Raw genomic sequence first — 16208 nt, 5'->3', positions numbered from 1 at the left:
GGCCTAAAGTGAGCTCCCTATGTATCTGCTTTAGCATTTGGAATTTGACTCTAAGCGCGATGGAAAGTCACTGCTTGTTGCTTAACAAAGTAATCAAAGCTGTCTTTGGTAAGTGCACTAACACGTGTAACTTTGTGGGATGTTATGTGGCGCATTAGCAAAATGTACGACACACGTTATTGGCAAAAGTGTTATAAATTAACAAAACCGGACACCTATTTAAGTAACCCGGTTTGATACACTATTTGTAATTTACTGCGTTGAACTTACGTTAAAGTGCTTCTGGGTCTATCCAACGGCGCATGCTGATCCACGCTTTACCCACTACCTCATGGCTGTATTGTGTTACTACATGCAAAGCTTGGGCATTTGGTACGAGTTGTTTGTGCCAAGGTAACACAGCAAAGTTATGATAGTCAGTTGCCGCTGTTATTACCTCAACACCTTGGGCGTTAAATAAATCTTTTGCGCGCGGCATATGTAAAACTGAAGTAACCAATGCCACTTTGTAGTCAACTAATGTGGGGGCTAATAATTTTGCTTCGGCTGGGGTATCCATAGCCGCTGGATTTTGCACTAAGCGATTTTTATTAATGCCTAAATTTATTGCTGTGTTATACATTAAGCTACTATTAGTGACTTTTTGGTATCCGCCGCCCGATACAATAAGTTGTGCTTTTGGGTAGAGTTTGGCTAGCTTTATGCCTTCGACTAAACGAGTAAGTGCGCAGTTGCCAAGTTGGTTATTAGCACTTAAAGCCGTGTTGGGGTTAATGTCGCAACCGAGTACGACTATTTTGTCAATTTTTGGCTGTTTTAATGAATTAAATGCCAGTGTGGGTGACTCGTTATTTTTTATAATTAGGTTAGCAACCAGCGGTGTGCTGACTAAAAGCAGCGCTGCTAAGCTTATAAAAGATAAAAATAAAGCAGATCTTTTACCTCTAAATGCCAAAAGTAGCATAATAAGGGCAAATAGACCCAATAAAGGCAGTGGCATTAATAAACCACCCAATAATTTTTTTATGGCAAACATAATGAGTAATATAAAAAGCTAAGTTAGCTTTATATTACTCATGTGTAAGATGTTTATCGACCGTTATTTAACTTACAGGTATTTAAAAAGTGACGATAAACTGGGTTGTCTTTCATTTCTTTTTTCATCGCTAAATACATAGGGCGAGTTAAGCCTAATGCTCCTAGCGGAATTGACTTAATTAATCCTTGGCTTTCGTAAGGTGTAACCAGCCAGTCGGGTAATGCAGCCACGCCCATGCCCGCACTAACGAGTTGAAAAATAAGTAATCCCTGGTCAACTGTTTTAAGTGTGCCATCAAAACGGGCATTTTGAATAAAGTGTTTAAAAATATCTTGGCGTTCGCGCGGAATAGGGTAGGAAATAATAGTTTCGTTTTTTAAATCAAGCGCAGTTACATAGGCTTTTTTAGCAAGATCATGGTCGGGGGCAACAATGAGCTTTAATTTAAAGTCGAATAAATGGGCGTATTCTAGCTGGTCGGGTTCGCGTATATCTGAGGTGAGCACTAGGTCAAGTTCATCACTTAATAAATCAGGGATGGCGTCGTAGCTAAAACCGCGTTCGTAATCAATTTTTATATCGGGCCAAAAATTATTAAATTCTTTAATTGTTGGCAATAACCAATGAAAGCACGCATGGCACTCAACACTTAAGCGCATTTGTGAAATAGGCTGGTTTAAACTTTCTTTTAAGCGGCACTTGGTTGCTTCTACTTTTGGTAATATTTCGTGGGCTAATTCAAGTAATAGCATACCTTGGGGGGTAAATCGTACTGGTTGGGTTTTTCTCTCGAACAATTGGCAGTCTAATTTGTTCTCTAAATCTTTGATTTGATGTGATAAAGCCGATTGCGTTAAAAATAACTCACGTGCGGTATTAACCAAAGATCCCGTTTCTTTTAAGGTAGCAATGGTTTTTAAGTGTTTAAGACCAATCATCTTTAAAAATTCTCATGAAAAAGGTGAGTTTAACTCAGAGTAAGCACATATTACGCTTTTACAAAAAACGTTTCAACGTCTAGAAGGCTATTAATTGTGTTTTATTAGTAACCTCTATGCTTAACATTAAGTTTTTTAATCATGAAAGTCATTTTAAAATAGATTTGATGGATTTTGCATGAGTTTAGCTCATGTTGGGTTTTGGTGTGATTACTAAAAATATTGTGGGCGAGCATGGATTTATTACAAAGGTTTGAAATGTTGATTACCCGAATGACACTGACCAAGTGTATTAGGATATTAATACAGCTAAGATGCCTAGTATTGCATGGATAAATCCAGATTGTGGTTTAAAACCAGATCATGGGACAAGCACTTACCAACATGGTTAAAACAACCAAAGAGCTGCGTGAAGAGTTAAAGGTTAGATCTACACCTTAAAAATGTAGCTTACGTATATTACTTATATAAAAATAATCGTAAAAATAAGCCAGCAATAATTAGCTGGCTTTTTTATTATAGTGGGGCGTCGATTAGTAAAATAGCTTCTTGGGCTGTTACCGGTTTTGATTTTAAATAGCCTTGCCCGTAATTGCACTGCGTAGTTTGTAAAATAGCGAGTTGCTCAGCAGTTTCAATCCCCTCAGCAACCACTGCAAGATTAAGTGATATTGCTAGCGACAAAATAGCATCAACGAGTGGGTTGGCTGAGTCATGTAAGTGATCAATAAAGCTCTTATCTATTTTTAAAATATGAATAGGTAGCTGATGTAAGTAACCAAGCGCTGAGTAACCTGTACCAAAGTCATCAAGGCAAAGCTTTACTTTTAATGGCGATAAGCCTTCAATTATTTGCGTAGCTAAGTCTAAATTTTCGATTAACCCCGATTCAGTAATTTCTAAACACAAAGATCCCAGCGGGAGCTGATATTTATTATAAATAGCGTGAATTTGTGCCACAAAATCTAAACTGGCAAAGTGACGAGACGATACATTAACGGTGACTTTTAAAAACCGGTGTCCTTGTTGATGCCAAGTGCTAATTTGTTGTGCGGCTAAATCTAATAAATGTAAGTCTAAATTAATTATTTGCCCGGTTTTTTCAGCAATTGGGATAAAGTCATTTGGCGGTACAAACCCTTTACTGGGATGATGCCAACGAACAAGTGCTTCAAAACCGATTACTTCACATGTTGCAATGGTAAATATAGGCTGAAAATACAGCTCAAACTCATTGTGCTCTATACCGTGTTGTAAGTCGTTTTCAATATCGGCATGTGTTTTAAGCTTTTTGCGCATAATATTATTAAATAGCTTAACTTGTCCGCGTCCTGTCGATTTAGCTTCGTACATAGCTGCATCAGCTTGTTGCAATAAAATATAGGCTTTGTCGTTTTCGTTATCACTTAATGCTACGCCAATACTTGTAGATGCTTGTAATAGGTGGCCGTCAATATTAATTGGCTTTGAAAGGGCAAGTTGTATGCGTTTGAGCGCATCCGTTACCTGATTGCGGTGAGTGATGTTTTCCATAAAAATAGCAAACTCATCGCCACCTAAACGTGAAAATGTGTCGGTATTGCGCACCGTGCCTTTAATTAATTGGCATATTTTTATTAAAAAGTGATCACCAACTTCATGACCAAGTGAATCATTAATACTTTTAAAGCGATCAAAATCTAAATAGAGTAAGGCGTGGCTAGTGCCTTTTTTTGCTCTTGCAAGGCGTAAAATAGCATGCTTAATTCGCTCAATAAGTAATGAGCGATTAGCTAGGCCAGTGAGGTCATCGTGCAGGGCGCGGTGCTCTAGTTCTTGGCGAGCTAATTGGCGATCAATCGCCATACTTATTTGTCGGCTAACATAGGTCAGCAGCGCATTATCGTGTTGACTGTAATGTAGTGCTTTATCGTAACTTTGCACTACTATAACACCGCTATGGCGATCGTTTACCCTAAATGGGACACCTAACCAAGATTCTGCGCGCCTACCCACCATTTTAAAATGCTGTTGTTCTACATGGTGTAAAAACTCACTATTAGTGAGCAGTAAAGATTGCTCCGTAACTAATAAATAATACGAGGCAGTATCTTTTAATTGCTCTTTTGAAATTTTTTGATGGCTGTTGGTTTTAATGCCTTCTTCAACAATATAAACAATATCTAACACGTCAATTTGTTTATCGTATAGCGCTATAAAAAAGTTATCGGCAGGGAGTAAACTATTAATAATTAAATGCAGCGATTCAAAAAAAACGTCTAAATTTTTAGCTTTATAAGTTAAGTTTGCAATTTGCAGCAGGCTATTTTCTAACTTTTGGGCATTATTTAATTGTAAAACCGTTGTTTGTAAGCTGTTTACCGTATTAACTTGGTTTATTTTGGCACTTAATAAGTGAGCAACCGTAGTGAGTATTTCGAGGTGCGAGTTAGTAAAGTAATTTTTAATTGGGTGCTCACAATCTATTACCCCTAAAACATGATCTTTGTATATAAGTGGAACACATATTTCAGATTGAGCAGGGCGCTCATCAGCAATGTAGCGGCTATCTTTGGTTACATCGCCAATCATGATTGCTTTAGCTGTGGTTGCTACATAGCCGGTGATACCTTCATCAAAGTGGATCACTTTTCTCTGTGCTTGATATTCTTTGCGCTCACTGGCAACGCCCATAGAAGCGGCTTGAATAAGCGTTAAATTGGCAGTATCAGCAAGATAAATAACACAATCAACAAAGCCAAGCCTATTAATCACTTGGGTAGTTACATATTCAAATAGCTCATCAAGCGTATCTAATTGCAGCAAGCTTGAGGAGAACTGATTAATTATACTCAGCTGATCGGTTTTAACTTCGAGCGCTGTAGTTATATCTACTTTGTTAGGCATAGCAAATAATGTAGTTCTTAGTTAAGTATAAATACGGGTACTAATTTAACATGGTATTAACTTTCCTACAAAACAAAATGATAATTGCTTTATGTAAACTGTAAAGTTTAATTGCAGCGCTACAAAGGTTGATTATTTATAATAAGATCTTTACTCGAAAACGTCCTATGCCTATGATCGGATAAATTTAGCTTAGGGACCAACTCATGACCGTTAAAAATACAGACTCTGCAGCAACACTCACTATTACCAGGCCAGATGATTGGCATGTACACTTACGTGATGGTGATCAATTAAAAGACACGGTTCGTGATATTAGCCGTTATATGGGTCGAGCAATTATTATGCCTAATTTAATGCCGCCAGCAACTTGTACAGATACGGCATTAGCATACAGAGAACGTATAATGGCTGCAGGCCCACAAGGCAATTTTGAGCCTTTAATGGTGCTATACCTTACAGATAAAACAACCCCAGATGAAATAATAAAAGCCAAAGCAACTGGCAAAATAGTTGCAGCAAAACTATATCCGGCAGGTGCAACAACAAATTCAGACTCAGGTGTTACCTCAATTAAAAATATTTACCCTGTTTTAGCTGCAATGCAAGACGTAGGCATGCTGCTTTTAATACACGGTGAGGTGACAGATTCGTCTATTGATATTTTTGACCGTGAAAAAATATTTATCGAAACGATTTTAGGTGATGTAGTAACTGACTTTCCTGAGCTAAAAATAGTACTTGAGCATATTACAACCAAAGATGCGGTAGAGTTTGTAACTAATGCGCCGGATAATGTTGCAGCAACAATTACTGCTCATCACTTACTGTACAATCGCAACCATATGCTGGCAGGGGGCATTCGACCACATTATTACTGTTTACCTATTTTAAAACGTAATATTCACCAACATGCTTTAATGGCTGCTGCAGTAAGTGGTAATAAAAAATTCTTTTTAGGTACTGACTCAGCGCCTCATTATAAAGATAAAAAAGAAGCTGCGTGTGGTTGTGCAGGAGCTTATACCGCACATGCTGCTATTGAGTTATACGCAGAGGCATTTGAAGGCGCTGGTAAGCTAGACAAACTGGAAGGCTTTGCAAGCTTTTTTGGACCAGACTTTTATGGCCTTGCACGTAATAAAGATACCATTACTTTAGAAAGAAGCCCGTGGCAAGTGCCTGCAAGTTATACGCTTGGCGACTCACAAGTAGTACCTATAAAGGCAGAGGATACAATTGACTGGCAAGTTAAGTAGCTGGTTGCTCACAATACCTAAAATTTTTAAAGCCGTTTAGCTTAGCTAAGCGGCTTTTTTTCATTTTTTAAACGGAGTTTAAACTTTAGGTAGAATCAGCTGGTAATTTTAGAAAAGCGCTTTAGATTTATTGTTAGATGATTATAGAAAATACTAAAGCGTTTAATAGTATCGCCAGCAAGGTGATAATTACAGGATAAAATCTATATTTATTTGCTTTTAAATTAACCGTTTAAGAAAAAAAATCAGAAACAACGCATTATTGATAAATATTTTCTAATTAATAGAGCGAAATAAAATTTAATGTGCTAATCTTAACTTGCTTTGAGTTTTTGCCTAATGAATTTACGGATGTTGTGCTGCGTTTAAGGTTACCGGTTTGGTTATTACTTCTTCCTGTACTGTACCTCCATATTTTTGAGCATTGATTCAAGGAGGATATTGCCATAATAATATGGCTGAATTTTAATTATTGACTTACAGGAAAATTTAGTATGTCGGTTACTGGTAAAGTAAAGTTTTTCAACGAAGCTAAAGGCTTTGGTTTCATTGAACAAGAAAATGGTCCTGACGTGTTTGTACATTTCAGCGCAATCACTGGTTCTGGTTTTCGCACTCTTAGCGAAGGTCAAGCAGTGACATTCAGCATCAAGCAAGGTCAAAAAGGCCCTGAAGCTGAGAACGTAGAAGCAGCATAATTTATTATGTGAACCTTCGTTCAACGTGGTGAAACAGGCTACTGTTTCACCATAATTTTCTTTTTAAATAATTCACATTCCCGCAAATCAAAATAGCTACCTCTAAATATTTTAATTATCACTTATCAACTTAAACACTCTGTTGTTGTGCGTCATTTTAATAATTACAATTTTTAAAAATTCCATTACTCAATAAATAAAATCATTCTTTATGTATTTGCTATTTATAGTTTAAATAACCACAAACACAGCAAATCATGGGTTATAAAGTTTAATGGTAATATTTTTAAAAAAGATAAAATAGCTTCTTCACTGTGTTGAAAGTAACTTAAATAGAGTAACTAATTTTTGTTTGTGCGCAGTTAATTTAAATCCCCCTTCGTTATTTACTCCCACTGAATTTAAAGCAGTTTTAATAAGCTGATACAAGGTCGTCAAAGTTATTAAAAGTAACTTGTGTACGCATGTAAGTTGCGTATGTAAGTGCTGCGAGCGTACAAAGGCGCTACAACAGGATATTACAAACTACCAGCCTCATAGTTTAAGGGGTAAGCACTCCTTAGCTTTAATGCTGTGTTAATCAATCCACATCACTTTAAATTAATAAAAAATGATCAGACTATAGAATTAAATCATCACTAGCTGCGTTAAAAGTAATTTTTAGTCACCACACGAGCGTACTAAGTGAAAGTGATGGCAAAGTAATAATTCAGAACAACGAAATATAAAGCCTTGATTAAGAACAAGAGGCTTGCTCGTCATTAAAATAACCCTTTTAATTAAGCATATTAATATTATTGCCTTAGGGGATGTAGTAATTATCAACTACTCTAAAATAAGCCTGCAGATACCGCTTTAGTAGCAAACATTAAAAATAAACATTGTGCTAATAGGGTGGTAATGATTTATATTATTTTTGCATTTTAAAAAATGGATAAGCCATATTTATTGTTTGAATTCTACCTTTATGATTAGTTTTTTATAATGTAATACACAATAGTTATTATGAAGTGGGTTGTAGATTATCTATGGTACAAATGAGTTTTCGTCTATAAAACGCTCAAAAGTTGTTAAAGATAAAATAATAGAAGGTTATTTATATTTTTTTTTTAGTCTCTAAATAGTTAATGTCAAATGTTATAATAATGTTTATTTTTAAGTTGTTAATTATGAATGTTGTTATTACAAAAGGGTTTCATGAAAGTATTTGCGGTAAAGTGGTTGCAATAATGTTAATGTTATCGGGTTGGTATATTAAATAACTAGTTCATATGCATATTTATTTATAGGTAATGCTAAACATCAAGTTGACATGACTTACTGCATTTAGCATTATTGAAAGGTTGATATCTATTAAAAGATATCAGGGTTGTCTTCCTCTTGTAGGTTGATAATTAAATTATAAAAGTAACATTACTTAATTGGTTGGGAACTATGTCTGTTAAAATCAGAAAGAGTCTTGTAGCAACTGCGTTGGTTGGCGCATTTGCATTTGCAAGCAGCAATGTGATTGCAGATCCTTTGAATGACGTGCAACAAGCAGGTCAGCAAATTCAAAAGGCTGCAGTTAAGTCTCAAACTAAAATTGACAATGTATATGGTCAAACTCAAGAGCTAATAGCTGAGTACCGTAGCATTGTTGATGAGACTGAACTTATGAAAGTGTACAACGATCACGTAGCACGTTTGGTTGATGATCAAAACGCGTCTATTGAATCGTTTGACCGTCAAATAGCAACTATTGATAACACTAAACAAAACGTTGTGCCTCTGATGTATCGCATGATCGATACGCTTGAGCAATTCATCAAAGCGGACGTTCCATTTAATCTTGAAACGCGCTTAGGTCGTGTTGAAAGATTACGTGAAATCATGTCTTCTTCTTCTGTAACAACGTCTGAGAAATTCCGTCAAGTACTTGAAGCTTACACAGTAGAAACATCATACAGCTCAGCTGTAAATGCTTCACAAGGTACGCTTGATGTTGATGGCCGTAGCATTAACGTTGATATCGGTCGTTTAGGTCGTATTACTTATGTTGCACAGTCATTTGACTTGAAACATGCTTGGGTTTGGGATAACAACACTAAACAGTGGAAAGAATTAGGTGAAGAATACCTAAAACCTGTTAAAGAAGTGATCCGTATGGCACGTAAGCAAGCGACACTAGAACTTGTTAAACTACCAATTTTTGGCGCGGAGTAATCAATAATGAAGAAACTATTTAAAGGTTTTGCTGTTGCAGCAGTACTAACTGTTTCTGCAGGTACCGCGCTTAATGCACACGCAAATACGAATGCATTAGATAAAATTCTTGAGCAAGTAAAGCAAGAGCGTATCTCTGAAGGTAAAATCAATAAGCAACGTGAGCAAGAGTTCTTATCAGAACGTGCTGACAAGCAATCATTACTTAATAAAGCGAAAAGCCAATTAGTTGCTGAAAAGTCACGTGGCGATCGTTTAACTAAAGAGTATGCACAAAACGAAAACACGCTAGCTGAGAAAGAGCAAGCACTACAAAATGCTCAAGGTACACTTGGTGAAATGTTTGGTGTTGTACGTCGTGCAGCTCAAGATGCTATCGGTTCTATCGAAGCGTCATTAGTAAGTGCTGAAAAGCCAGGTCGTGCTGAAGTATTACGTTCATTAGCTGCGGCTAAAGAGCTTCCTACAGTTCGTGAGTTAGAAGAGCTTTGGATTTCACTTCAAACTGAAATGACAGAGTCTGCTAAAGTTTCTACTTTTGAAACTGAAGTTGCTGGTCTTGACGGTAACCCGTCAATGAAAAAAGTAACACGTATTGGTAACTTTAACTTAGTTACAGACGACGGTTACTTAATTTATTCACCAGAAACAAAGTCGATTCAACCACTTGGTAAGCAGCCTGATAGCTACATTTTAGACGGTATTGCAGACCTTGAAAAAACATCACCTGACAACTATGCTGGTGTATATGTGGATCCAACTCGTGGCGCGATTTTGCGTATTAACACTCAAAAAGCAACACTTATGGAATACTTCCATCAAGGTGGCGTAGTAGGTTACATAATTACTGCGTTGTTAGCTTTAGGTATGTTAATTACTCTAATTCGTTTTGTTGACCTTACGCTTACTACAAGCAAAATTAAGAGCCAACTTAAAAATGTTGCTACACCGAATACAAATAACCCATTGGGTCGTATTCTTAAAGTGTACCATGACAACAAGAATCAAGATGTTGAAAACCTTGAGCTTAAACTTGATGAAGCGATTCTTCGTGAAACGCCACGCATCGAAGCTGGTATCAACATTATCAAGATCCTTGCTGCAATCGCACCATTACTTGGTCTACTAGGTACAGTAATCGGTATGATATTAACGTTCCAAACAATCACATTGTTCGGTACGGGCGATCCGAAGATCATGGCTGGTAATATCTCTCTAGCACTTGTAACTACAGCGCTAGGTCTAATTGCTGCACTACCACTAATTCTACTTCACGCACTTGTAGCTGGTCGTAGTAAGTCGGTATTACACATCCTAGATGAGCAAAGCGCAGGTATCGTTGCGACTCACGCGGAGAAGGAGAAAGCCTAATGCTAGTCCTGATGGAGATATGGGAATCTATCAGGGATTTTGTTGGCACAGGCGGCCAGGTTTTATACGTGGTCGCGATAGCACTCTTTCTGATGTGGGTTTTAATGATTGAGCGCTATTGGTTCTTACTTGCAGAGTTTCCGCGTTTATCGCAAGAAATTATTGCAAAGTGGGATGCCCGCCAAGACACTACGTCTTGGTACGCACACAGAATCCGTGAAGCATGGATTTCTGAAGCGTCTGAAAAATTAGATCAGCGTATGTTGTTGATTAAAACATTAGTAGCTGTTTGTCCTTTAATAGGTTTGTTAGGTACTGTTACGGGTATGATTTCGGTTTTCGAAACCATGGCTAGTCAAGGTACTGGTAATGCACGATTAATGGCATCAGGTATTTCAATGGCAACAATCCCAACAATGGCTGGAATGGTTGCGGCACTATCTGGAGTGTTTTTTAGCTCACGTCTTGAGACAAAAGCTAAAATGGTGAAAGCCAAACTTGTAGATAACATGCCTCATCACTAGAGAGAGAATTAAATATGGCACGTAAACAACGTTTTCGTGAAGAAGAAGAAGCAGCGGTCGATATGACGCCGATGCTTGACATCGTATTTATCATGCTTATTTTCTTTATCGTAACTACATCGTTCGTTAAAGAGGCTGGTATCGAGGTCAATAAACCAAAAGCTGCCCAAGCTACTAAGCAAAAAAATGCTAACATTTTTATTGCTATACGTAGTAACGGCGAAATCTGGGTTGATAAACAACAAATTGATGTTGAACGTATTTCAGCAAAAATTGAAAGTTTATTAGCAGAGCAACCTACCGAAGTTGTGATTATACAAGCTGATAAAGAAGCTAAGCACGGCACGGTAGTTAAAGTGATGGACCAGATTAAAGCGACGGGTGATAACCTAAGAATTTCAATCGCTGGAGATCAGTAATGATTCGTTTTCTGTTTTCACTGATTGCAGGTGGGGCAGTTACTTTCGGCTTGTTCTACTTCATGGCATTCCTCATCTCTGGTGGGGCTGACCGTAATACTGAACAAAAAGAGCAGATCATAGTCGAAATAATGACGAATCCGCCTGAATCTAAGGTGCAGGAAAGAAGGCGTGTTCCGCCTCCTCCTCCTCCACCGCCTAAGCAGCCGCCTAAACCGCAGCCGCCACAGCCGGAAAATAACAACCCTAATCCTGGTGGATTGTCATTTAATATGCCAAGCATCGATGTGGGAAGCACGGCAGGTGGACTAAGTGGTCCGGGTGCATTTGGACGAGATGGTGATGCGACACCTATCGTTCGAATTGAACCAAAATATCCAACGCAAGCAGCACGTGATGGTAGAGAAGGTTGGGTTCAACTTTCGTTCACTATCGATGAGTTAGGTGGCGTGGTTGACGTTGATGTAATTGACGCTGACCCGAAACGTGTCTTTGACCGTGAAGCTAAACGTGCATTGCGCAAGTGGAAGTACCGTCCTAAAATTATTGACGGTAAACCACAAAGACAAGTTGGTTTACAAGTTCAATTAGACTTTAAACTTAACCAAGGCAACTAAGGAGGCGAGTAATGAGAAATTTATCTAAAGTAACTGCTCTTGCAATTCTTATGTCTGTGTCGGGTGCAGCTTTGACTGCACCTGTTTTAGCGGCGCCAAATTACGCAAAAATTGAAGAGCGTAAAAAAGCAAAAACTAAAATCATGGGCGAGCGTACTGGTAAAAAGGTAATTAAAGCGTTTGACTTGTATAATGAAGATGATGTTGATGGTGCACTTGCTTTACTTAAAGAGTTAGATCCGTCTAACGATTTTGACAAAGCAACTGTAAATCGTTACTTAGGTAGTATGTATGCTCAAAAAGAGCAATACAAAACAGCCATTAAGTATATGAAAGCAGCGATTGCACCAGATGTATTAAACTTTGCCGATCAAGCACAGGGTTTAAAAACCTTAGGTGATATGTATGCAGGTACTGAGCAATATAGTGCTGCAAAAAAAGCCTACGCTGATTGGATGGACTTTACAGGTGAAGAAGATCCGAAAGTTTATACTCGTATTGCGCAAGCAAGTTACGAACTTAAACAGTTTAAGGATGTTATAGAACCTGCAGATAAAGCGATTAAGCTTGAAAAAGAGCCAACAAAAGCTCCTTATCAACTTAAGCTAGCTTCATATTTTGAACAAAAGCAGTATCAAAATATGGTTCAAGTTGCAGAAGAAATCGTTCGTGTATGGCCAGATGATAAAAAATCTTGGGTAGGCTTAGGTAAGTATTACTTACAAACTGAAGACTACAAAAAAGGCCTAGCAACTATGGAAGTTGCATACAAAAACGGTTACTTTGAGAACGAAGTTGAATACAAAGTACTAGCTAACTTTTATTCTTTAAACGAAATACCTTATAAAGCAGCATTAACGCTTGAAAAAGGTGTTAAAGAAGAAAAAGTACAACGCACTAAGCAAAATATCAGTGCAATTGCTAGTAACTACCATCGTTCAAAAGATATTGAAAAAGCCGCTAAGTATTACGAAGAAGCTGCAAAATTTGATAACGATGCTGAGCTTTATCGCAAAGCCGGTTCGTTACTTTTACAATCTGAAAACTTTAGCGCTGCAGTTGTTCGTTTGAACAAAGCACTAGAGTTAGGCTCTGATAAAAAGGGCACTATTTATTCAGATTTAGCTGAAGCGTACTACTACCAAGCTAAGTATAAGCAAGCACATGCTGCAATTACTAAAGCTATGGATGACCCTCGCACGCGTAAGTTTGCAAAAGGTTGGGCTACATATATTAAAGATAAAGCCGCTCGCAACGGTGTTAAAATTTAATTTTTAATGTATATTAGCAATTTTTAAAAAGCCCCATTGGGGCTTTTTTTATTGGGATGAACATGAACAAAACGCTTATTTTTTCATTTTTACTTTGTCTATTTTTGGCCTCTTGCTCTAAGCAACCACAGCAGTACACATCGTTTGATGAAGCGCAGCACGCATTAAAATCGCTTAACTTAGCTTTATATCAGCCAAAAAATAGTAAACACGCAGGGCTGCGTGGTGAGCAATTGCCTTTTACAGATGCGTATTTAAAAAAACGCCACGCTATTTATCAAAGCTTAATGCAAATGCAACTAACCAAGCAGCAAACTGAGCAGGTTAACTATCTTGTTATTGCAGAGCGTTTTCCTGAGCGTTACTTTGCCTGGCCAGCACATACAAATGTTTTAGTTAATTTACTTAACTTAGCAAGTTCAGAGAGTGACTATCAAAATATAAGTAATTGGCTTGAATTTGTGCAGCGACAACTAGAAAGTGCGCAATTAAGCAATTTAAAGTTGAATAAAATTGAACACAATTTAATAAAAAATTATGTGCTTAGTGCACTAAGCGATAAAAACATACCCAATAGCTTATTAGCTCAACTTAATATTTTAAAAGATTATTTAGTGCAATATAGCCCCAGAGGAAGTGTCGGGCTATATGGTTTAGCTAATGGCAGTGAGTGGTATCAAAGTAAGCTAAACTATTTTAGTGGTACAGTGCACTCTCCGCTAGAGTGGCTTACTATTATAAATGAGCAGTTAAAAGAGGAAAGTACACAACCAGCCAATCAGGAGGTTAGCCAAATTTATCCACAGTCATTTTTGGTGCAATTTACTAATGGGGATAAAGAGGTACCAGGTTTAGATTGGTTGTCGGGGTTTAGAAACTTACCCGCTATAGCTGAAAACAAATCACTTTTAGCGCAGCAAAAAACGCTAATGTTAGCAATGATGGAAACTGATGTTGGATTGCATATTCATGCGTGGACCTTGCCACAGGCAAAGGTTAACTTAATAAAGCGTTTAAACATTAGCGAAATAGATGCAACAAGATTAGTTAAAAATATAGTGCTTTACCCTGGGCAGGCATTTAGCTTTGCTCAGCAATTACTTTAACTGCTCCAGCGACTTAACGTTGCTCAATGTGCGCTTTATTTAGCGCACTGTTCACAACGTTGTGTAGCTGGATCTAATTCGAGTAATGCTGTGGTTATAGGCTCTTCACAATCACAGCAATAACCGTACTGACCTATCTCAATTTGACTCACAGCAGCCTCTAAAGTGGTCATTCGTTGAATATATTCACCGTATTCGGGACCTAGTTTTTGCGCCGCCAAATCGAGCCACTCTGCATTGACTGTTTGCGTTAATAAAGATAATAAATGCTGATGAGATAGATGCGCTGATTGAGAAAGTAAGTTTAATATAGTTAATTTTACTTCCTCTATTTCATTAATTAACCTTTGCTGATGTTGCATCGTGTATAACCCCTTTATAATTAGCATTGAGCAATAGGGGTATTATCTAGGTAGATTTACTTACGCGTTATGATTTGCATCAAACTGTGGCGCTTTGGCATACTTACTTAGTACCTCTGCGACATCTTCTTTGGCCTTTAACCGGCGGATCTCGTCAAATAATGTTATTGCCTGTGGGTACTGACGCTTTAAGTAGCCTAACCACTGCTTAGTACGCGATGCAAAGTACTTTTCATCTTTAGCCGGGTCGTGATGAATAGCAGAATTTATTAAATGATAAAGAATATGCTCCCACTCGAGCCCTACATAATGTTCATTATTTATATTCGCTTTAATCTTTTTTGCTAAATCGGGATGAGATAACGCACCACGACCAAGCATTAAGTCGGTACAACCACTGCGTTTTTGGCACAACATAGCATCAGCTACTTGCCATATTTCGCCATTGGCCACAACCGCAATATCTTTATCTTTAATTAAAGGTGGGATCTTTTCCCAATAAGCAGGTGGGTTATAGCCATCACGTTTAGTGCGAGCATGAATTGCAATACTACTTGCACCAGCGCTGACAACAGCATCTACTATTTCTTGGCTGTTACTGTCATCATCAAAACCAAGACGAATTTTTGCACTCACTTGATGCTTGCTATCAACGGCGTCTCTTACCGCTTTAATTATTTCATACATGTGCTCGGGATCTTTAAGCAGTACAGCTCCGCCTTTACTTTTATTAACAGTTTTTGCAGGGCAGCCAAAATTTAGGTCTATGCCATGAGAGCCCAAACTAATTGCTTTAACTGCATTTTCTGCAAGCGCACCTGCAACTTGACCTAATAACTGAATGCGTACCGGTGTACCAGCACTAGTGAGGCCATTATTGCTAAGTTCAGGACAGTAACGATAAAAAACTTTATCAGGTAAGCAAGCATCAACAACACGCACAAACTCAGTCACACATAAGTCAAAACCACCTATATTGGTAAGAAGTTGGCGCATTTTGAAGTCAACAACACCTTCCATCGGTGCTAAAACAAGTTTCATAGAAAGATTAATTATGGCTAAATAAAGGGATGTGTAGTGTAACCGTTAATCATAAATTGATAAATCCGTAATTACCGCGCATAGTTACTTTAGCCAAAAAGTTTACAATTAATTAAACTAAAATGAAATTTTTTATTTTTATACAGGTCTACTTAAATACATACTCGTATTTTCCAATTCTTTGGTTATACAATCTTATTAAAAAGAGAGTCATATAATGAATACAATCAAAAAAAGTTCAATCGCGTTAACACTAGGTGCAGTTGTTGTTGGCTCTGCAAGCTTTGTATCTGTGGATGTGCAAGCCAATCCTTTTGAGTTTCAACAAATGGTTACCGGCTATCAAATAGATGCTACCGAAGGTAAGTGTGGCGAAGGTAAATGTGGCGGCGAAGCAAAAGCTAAAAAAGAAGGCAAATGTGGCGAAGCTAAATGCGGCGCAGATGCAAAAGCTAAAAAAGAAGGCAAATGT

The 16208-nt window shown here is 37.7% G+C and carries 14 protein-coding genes and 1 pseudogene; 10 read left to right on the top strand and 5 right to left on the bottom strand.

Annotated elements, in window-relative coordinates; all coding sequences use genetic code 11:
- Positions 1 to 271: 271 nt before the first annotated feature.
- The 3 genes from J5X91_RS03370 to J5X91_RS03360 all read right to left on the bottom strand — a co-directional run bounded on the left by J5X91_RS03370 (position 272) and on the right by J5X91_RS03360 (position 4863).
- Positions 272 to 1036 (bottom strand): YdcF family protein, encoded by a 765-nt coding sequence (locus tag J5X91_RS03370; RefSeq protein ID WP_208834059.1) that lies wholly within the window; start codon positions 1034 to 1036, stop codon positions 272 to 274.
- 53 nt (positions 1037 to 1089) lie between these two features.
- A complete protein-coding gene (locus J5X91_RS03365; RefSeq protein ID WP_011327866.1) occupies positions 1090 to 1977 on the bottom strand; it encodes a LysR family transcriptional regulator in 888 nt (295 codons plus the stop codon).
- Positions 1978 to 2493: 516 nt separating this feature from the next.
- Entirely contained in the window at positions 2494 to 4863 is a 2370-nt protein-coding gene (locus J5X91_RS03360) for a GGDEF domain-containing protein (RefSeq protein ID WP_208834058.1), read from the bottom strand.
- 206 nt (positions 4864 to 5069) lie between these two features.
- On the opposite strand from J5X91_RS03360, the gene pyrC reads away from it, so the two are divergent.
- The 9 genes from pyrC to J5X91_RS03315 all read left to right on the top strand — a co-directional run bounded on the left by pyrC (position 5070) and on the right by J5X91_RS03315 (position 14333).
- Positions 5070 to 6122 (top strand): dihydroorotase, encoded by a 1053-nt coding sequence (gene pyrC, locus J5X91_RS03355; RefSeq protein WP_086993324.1) that lies wholly within the window; start codon positions 5070 to 5072, stop codon positions 6120 to 6122.
- Between the two features lie 494 nt (positions 6123 to 6616).
- Positions 6617 to 6820, top strand: a complete 204-nt coding sequence (locus J5X91_RS03350) for a cold-shock protein (protein ID WP_002961702.1) — start codon at positions 6617 to 6619, stop codon at positions 6818 to 6820.
- A gap of 1434 nt (positions 6821 to 8254) precedes the next feature.
- The gene (locus tag J5X91_RS03345; protein ID WP_011327871.1) at positions 8255 to 9025 is read left to right on the top strand and encodes a DUF3450 domain-containing protein; all 771 of its coding nucleotides are present in this window, start codon (positions 8255 to 8257) and stop codon (positions 9023 to 9025) included.
- 6 nt (positions 9026 to 9031) lie between these two features.
- Positions 9032 to 10396, top strand: coding sequence for a MotA/TolQ/ExbB proton channel family protein (locus J5X91_RS03340; RefSeq protein WP_011327872.1), 1365 nt, complete (start codon positions 9032 to 9034; stop codon positions 10394 to 10396).
- A complete protein-coding gene (locus J5X91_RS03335) occupies positions 10396 to 10920 on the top strand; it encodes a MotA/TolQ/ExbB proton channel family protein (protein WP_011327873.1) in 525 nt (174 codons plus the stop codon). Before J5X91_RS03340 ends, J5X91_RS03335 begins: the two co-directional genes overlap by 1 nt.
- 14 nt (positions 10921 to 10934) lie before the next feature.
- A complete protein-coding gene (locus tag J5X91_RS03330; protein WP_007583867.1) occupies positions 10935 to 11339 on the top strand; it encodes a biopolymer transporter ExbD in 405 nt (134 codons plus the stop codon).
- Complete coding sequence (locus J5X91_RS03325; RefSeq protein ID WP_011327875.1) at positions 11339 to 11956, top strand: energy transducer TonB; 618 nt, start codon at positions 11339 to 11341, stop codon at positions 11954 to 11956. The genes J5X91_RS03330 and J5X91_RS03325 overlap by 1 nt, the downstream gene beginning before the upstream one ends.
- 11 nt (positions 11957 to 11967) lie before the next feature.
- On the top strand, positions 11968 to 13227 hold the full coding sequence (locus tag J5X91_RS03320; protein WP_011327876.1) for a tetratricopeptide repeat protein: 1260 nt from the start codon (positions 11968 to 11970) through the stop codon (positions 13225 to 13227).
- A gap of 62 nt (positions 13228 to 13289) precedes the next feature.
- Positions 13290 to 14333, top strand: a complete 1044-nt coding sequence (locus J5X91_RS03315) for a hypothetical protein (protein ID WP_011327877.1) — start codon at positions 13290 to 13292, stop codon at positions 14331 to 14333.
- Positions 14334 to 14368: 35 nt separating this feature from the next.
- Here the strand turns inward: J5X91_RS03315 and J5X91_RS03310 are convergent, their stop codons facing one another.
- Positions 14369 to 14695 (bottom strand): conjugal transfer protein TraR, encoded by a 327-nt coding sequence (locus J5X91_RS03310; RefSeq protein ID WP_089368028.1) that lies wholly within the window; start codon positions 14693 to 14695, stop codon positions 14369 to 14371.
- 60 nt (positions 14696 to 14755) lie between these two features.
- Positions 14756 to 15736, bottom strand: coding sequence for a tRNA-dihydrouridine synthase (locus tag J5X91_RS03305; RefSeq protein ID WP_182678485.1), 981 nt, complete (start codon positions 15734 to 15736; stop codon positions 14756 to 14758).
- A 217-nt stretch (positions 15737 to 15953) separates the two neighbouring features.
- Here J5X91_RS03305 and J5X91_RS18075 point away from each other — a divergent pair.
- Positions 15954 to 16208 (top strand): annotated as a pseudogene (locus J5X91_RS18075) (hypothetical protein); the annotation flags it as partial.

This window comes from Pseudoalteromonas sp. K222D (assembly GCF_017653575.1).
Lineage (GTDB): Bacteria > Pseudomonadota > Gammaproteobacteria > Enterobacterales > Alteromonadaceae > Pseudoalteromonas > Pseudoalteromonas nigrifaciens.
This window is presented reverse-complemented; position numbering and strand designations above follow the sequence as displayed.

Coding starts and splice junctions, on each gene's coding strand:
- J5X91_RS03370 (WP_208834059.1), bottom strand. CDS start 1,036: ATGTTTGCCATAAAAAAATTATTGGGTGGTTTATTAATGCCACTGCCT.
- J5X91_RS03365 (WP_011327866.1), bottom strand. CDS start 1,977: ATGATTGGTCTTAAACACTTAAAAACCATTGCTACCTTAAAAGAAACG.
- J5X91_RS03360 (WP_208834058.1), bottom strand. CDS start 4,863: ATGCCTAACAAAGTAGATATAACTACAGCGCTCGAAGTTAAAACCGAT.
- pyrC (WP_086993324.1), top strand. CDS start 5,070: ATGACCGTTAAAAATACAGACTCTGCAGCAACACTCACTATTACCAGG.
- J5X91_RS03350 (WP_002961702.1), top strand. CDS start 6,617: ATGTCGGTTACTGGTAAAGTAAAGTTTTTCAACGAAGCTAAAGGCTTT.
- J5X91_RS03345 (WP_011327871.1), top strand. CDS start 8,255: ATGTCTGTTAAAATCAGAAAGAGTCTTGTAGCAACTGCGTTGGTTGGC.
- J5X91_RS03340 (WP_011327872.1), top strand. CDS start 9,032: ATGAAGAAACTATTTAAAGGTTTTGCTGTTGCAGCAGTACTAACTGTT.
- J5X91_RS03335 (WP_011327873.1), top strand. CDS start 10,396: ATGCTAGTCCTGATGGAGATATGGGAATCTATCAGGGATTTTGTTGGC.
- J5X91_RS03330 (WP_007583867.1), top strand. CDS start 10,935: ATGGCACGTAAACAACGTTTTCGTGAAGAAGAAGAAGCAGCGGTCGAT.
- J5X91_RS03325 (WP_011327875.1), top strand. CDS start 11,339: ATGATTCGTTTTCTGTTTTCACTGATTGCAGGTGGGGCAGTTACTTTC.
- J5X91_RS03320 (WP_011327876.1), top strand. CDS start 11,968: ATGAGAAATTTATCTAAAGTAACTGCTCTTGCAATTCTTATGTCTGTG.
- J5X91_RS03315 (WP_011327877.1), top strand. CDS start 13,290: ATGAACAAAACGCTTATTTTTTCATTTTTACTTTGTCTATTTTTGGCC.
- J5X91_RS03310 (WP_089368028.1), bottom strand. CDS start 14,695: ATGCAACATCAGCAAAGGTTAATTAATGAAATAGAGGAAGTAAAATTA.
- J5X91_RS03305 (WP_182678485.1), bottom strand. CDS start 15,736: ATGAAACTTGTTTTAGCACCGATGGAAGGTGTTGTTGACTTCAAAATG.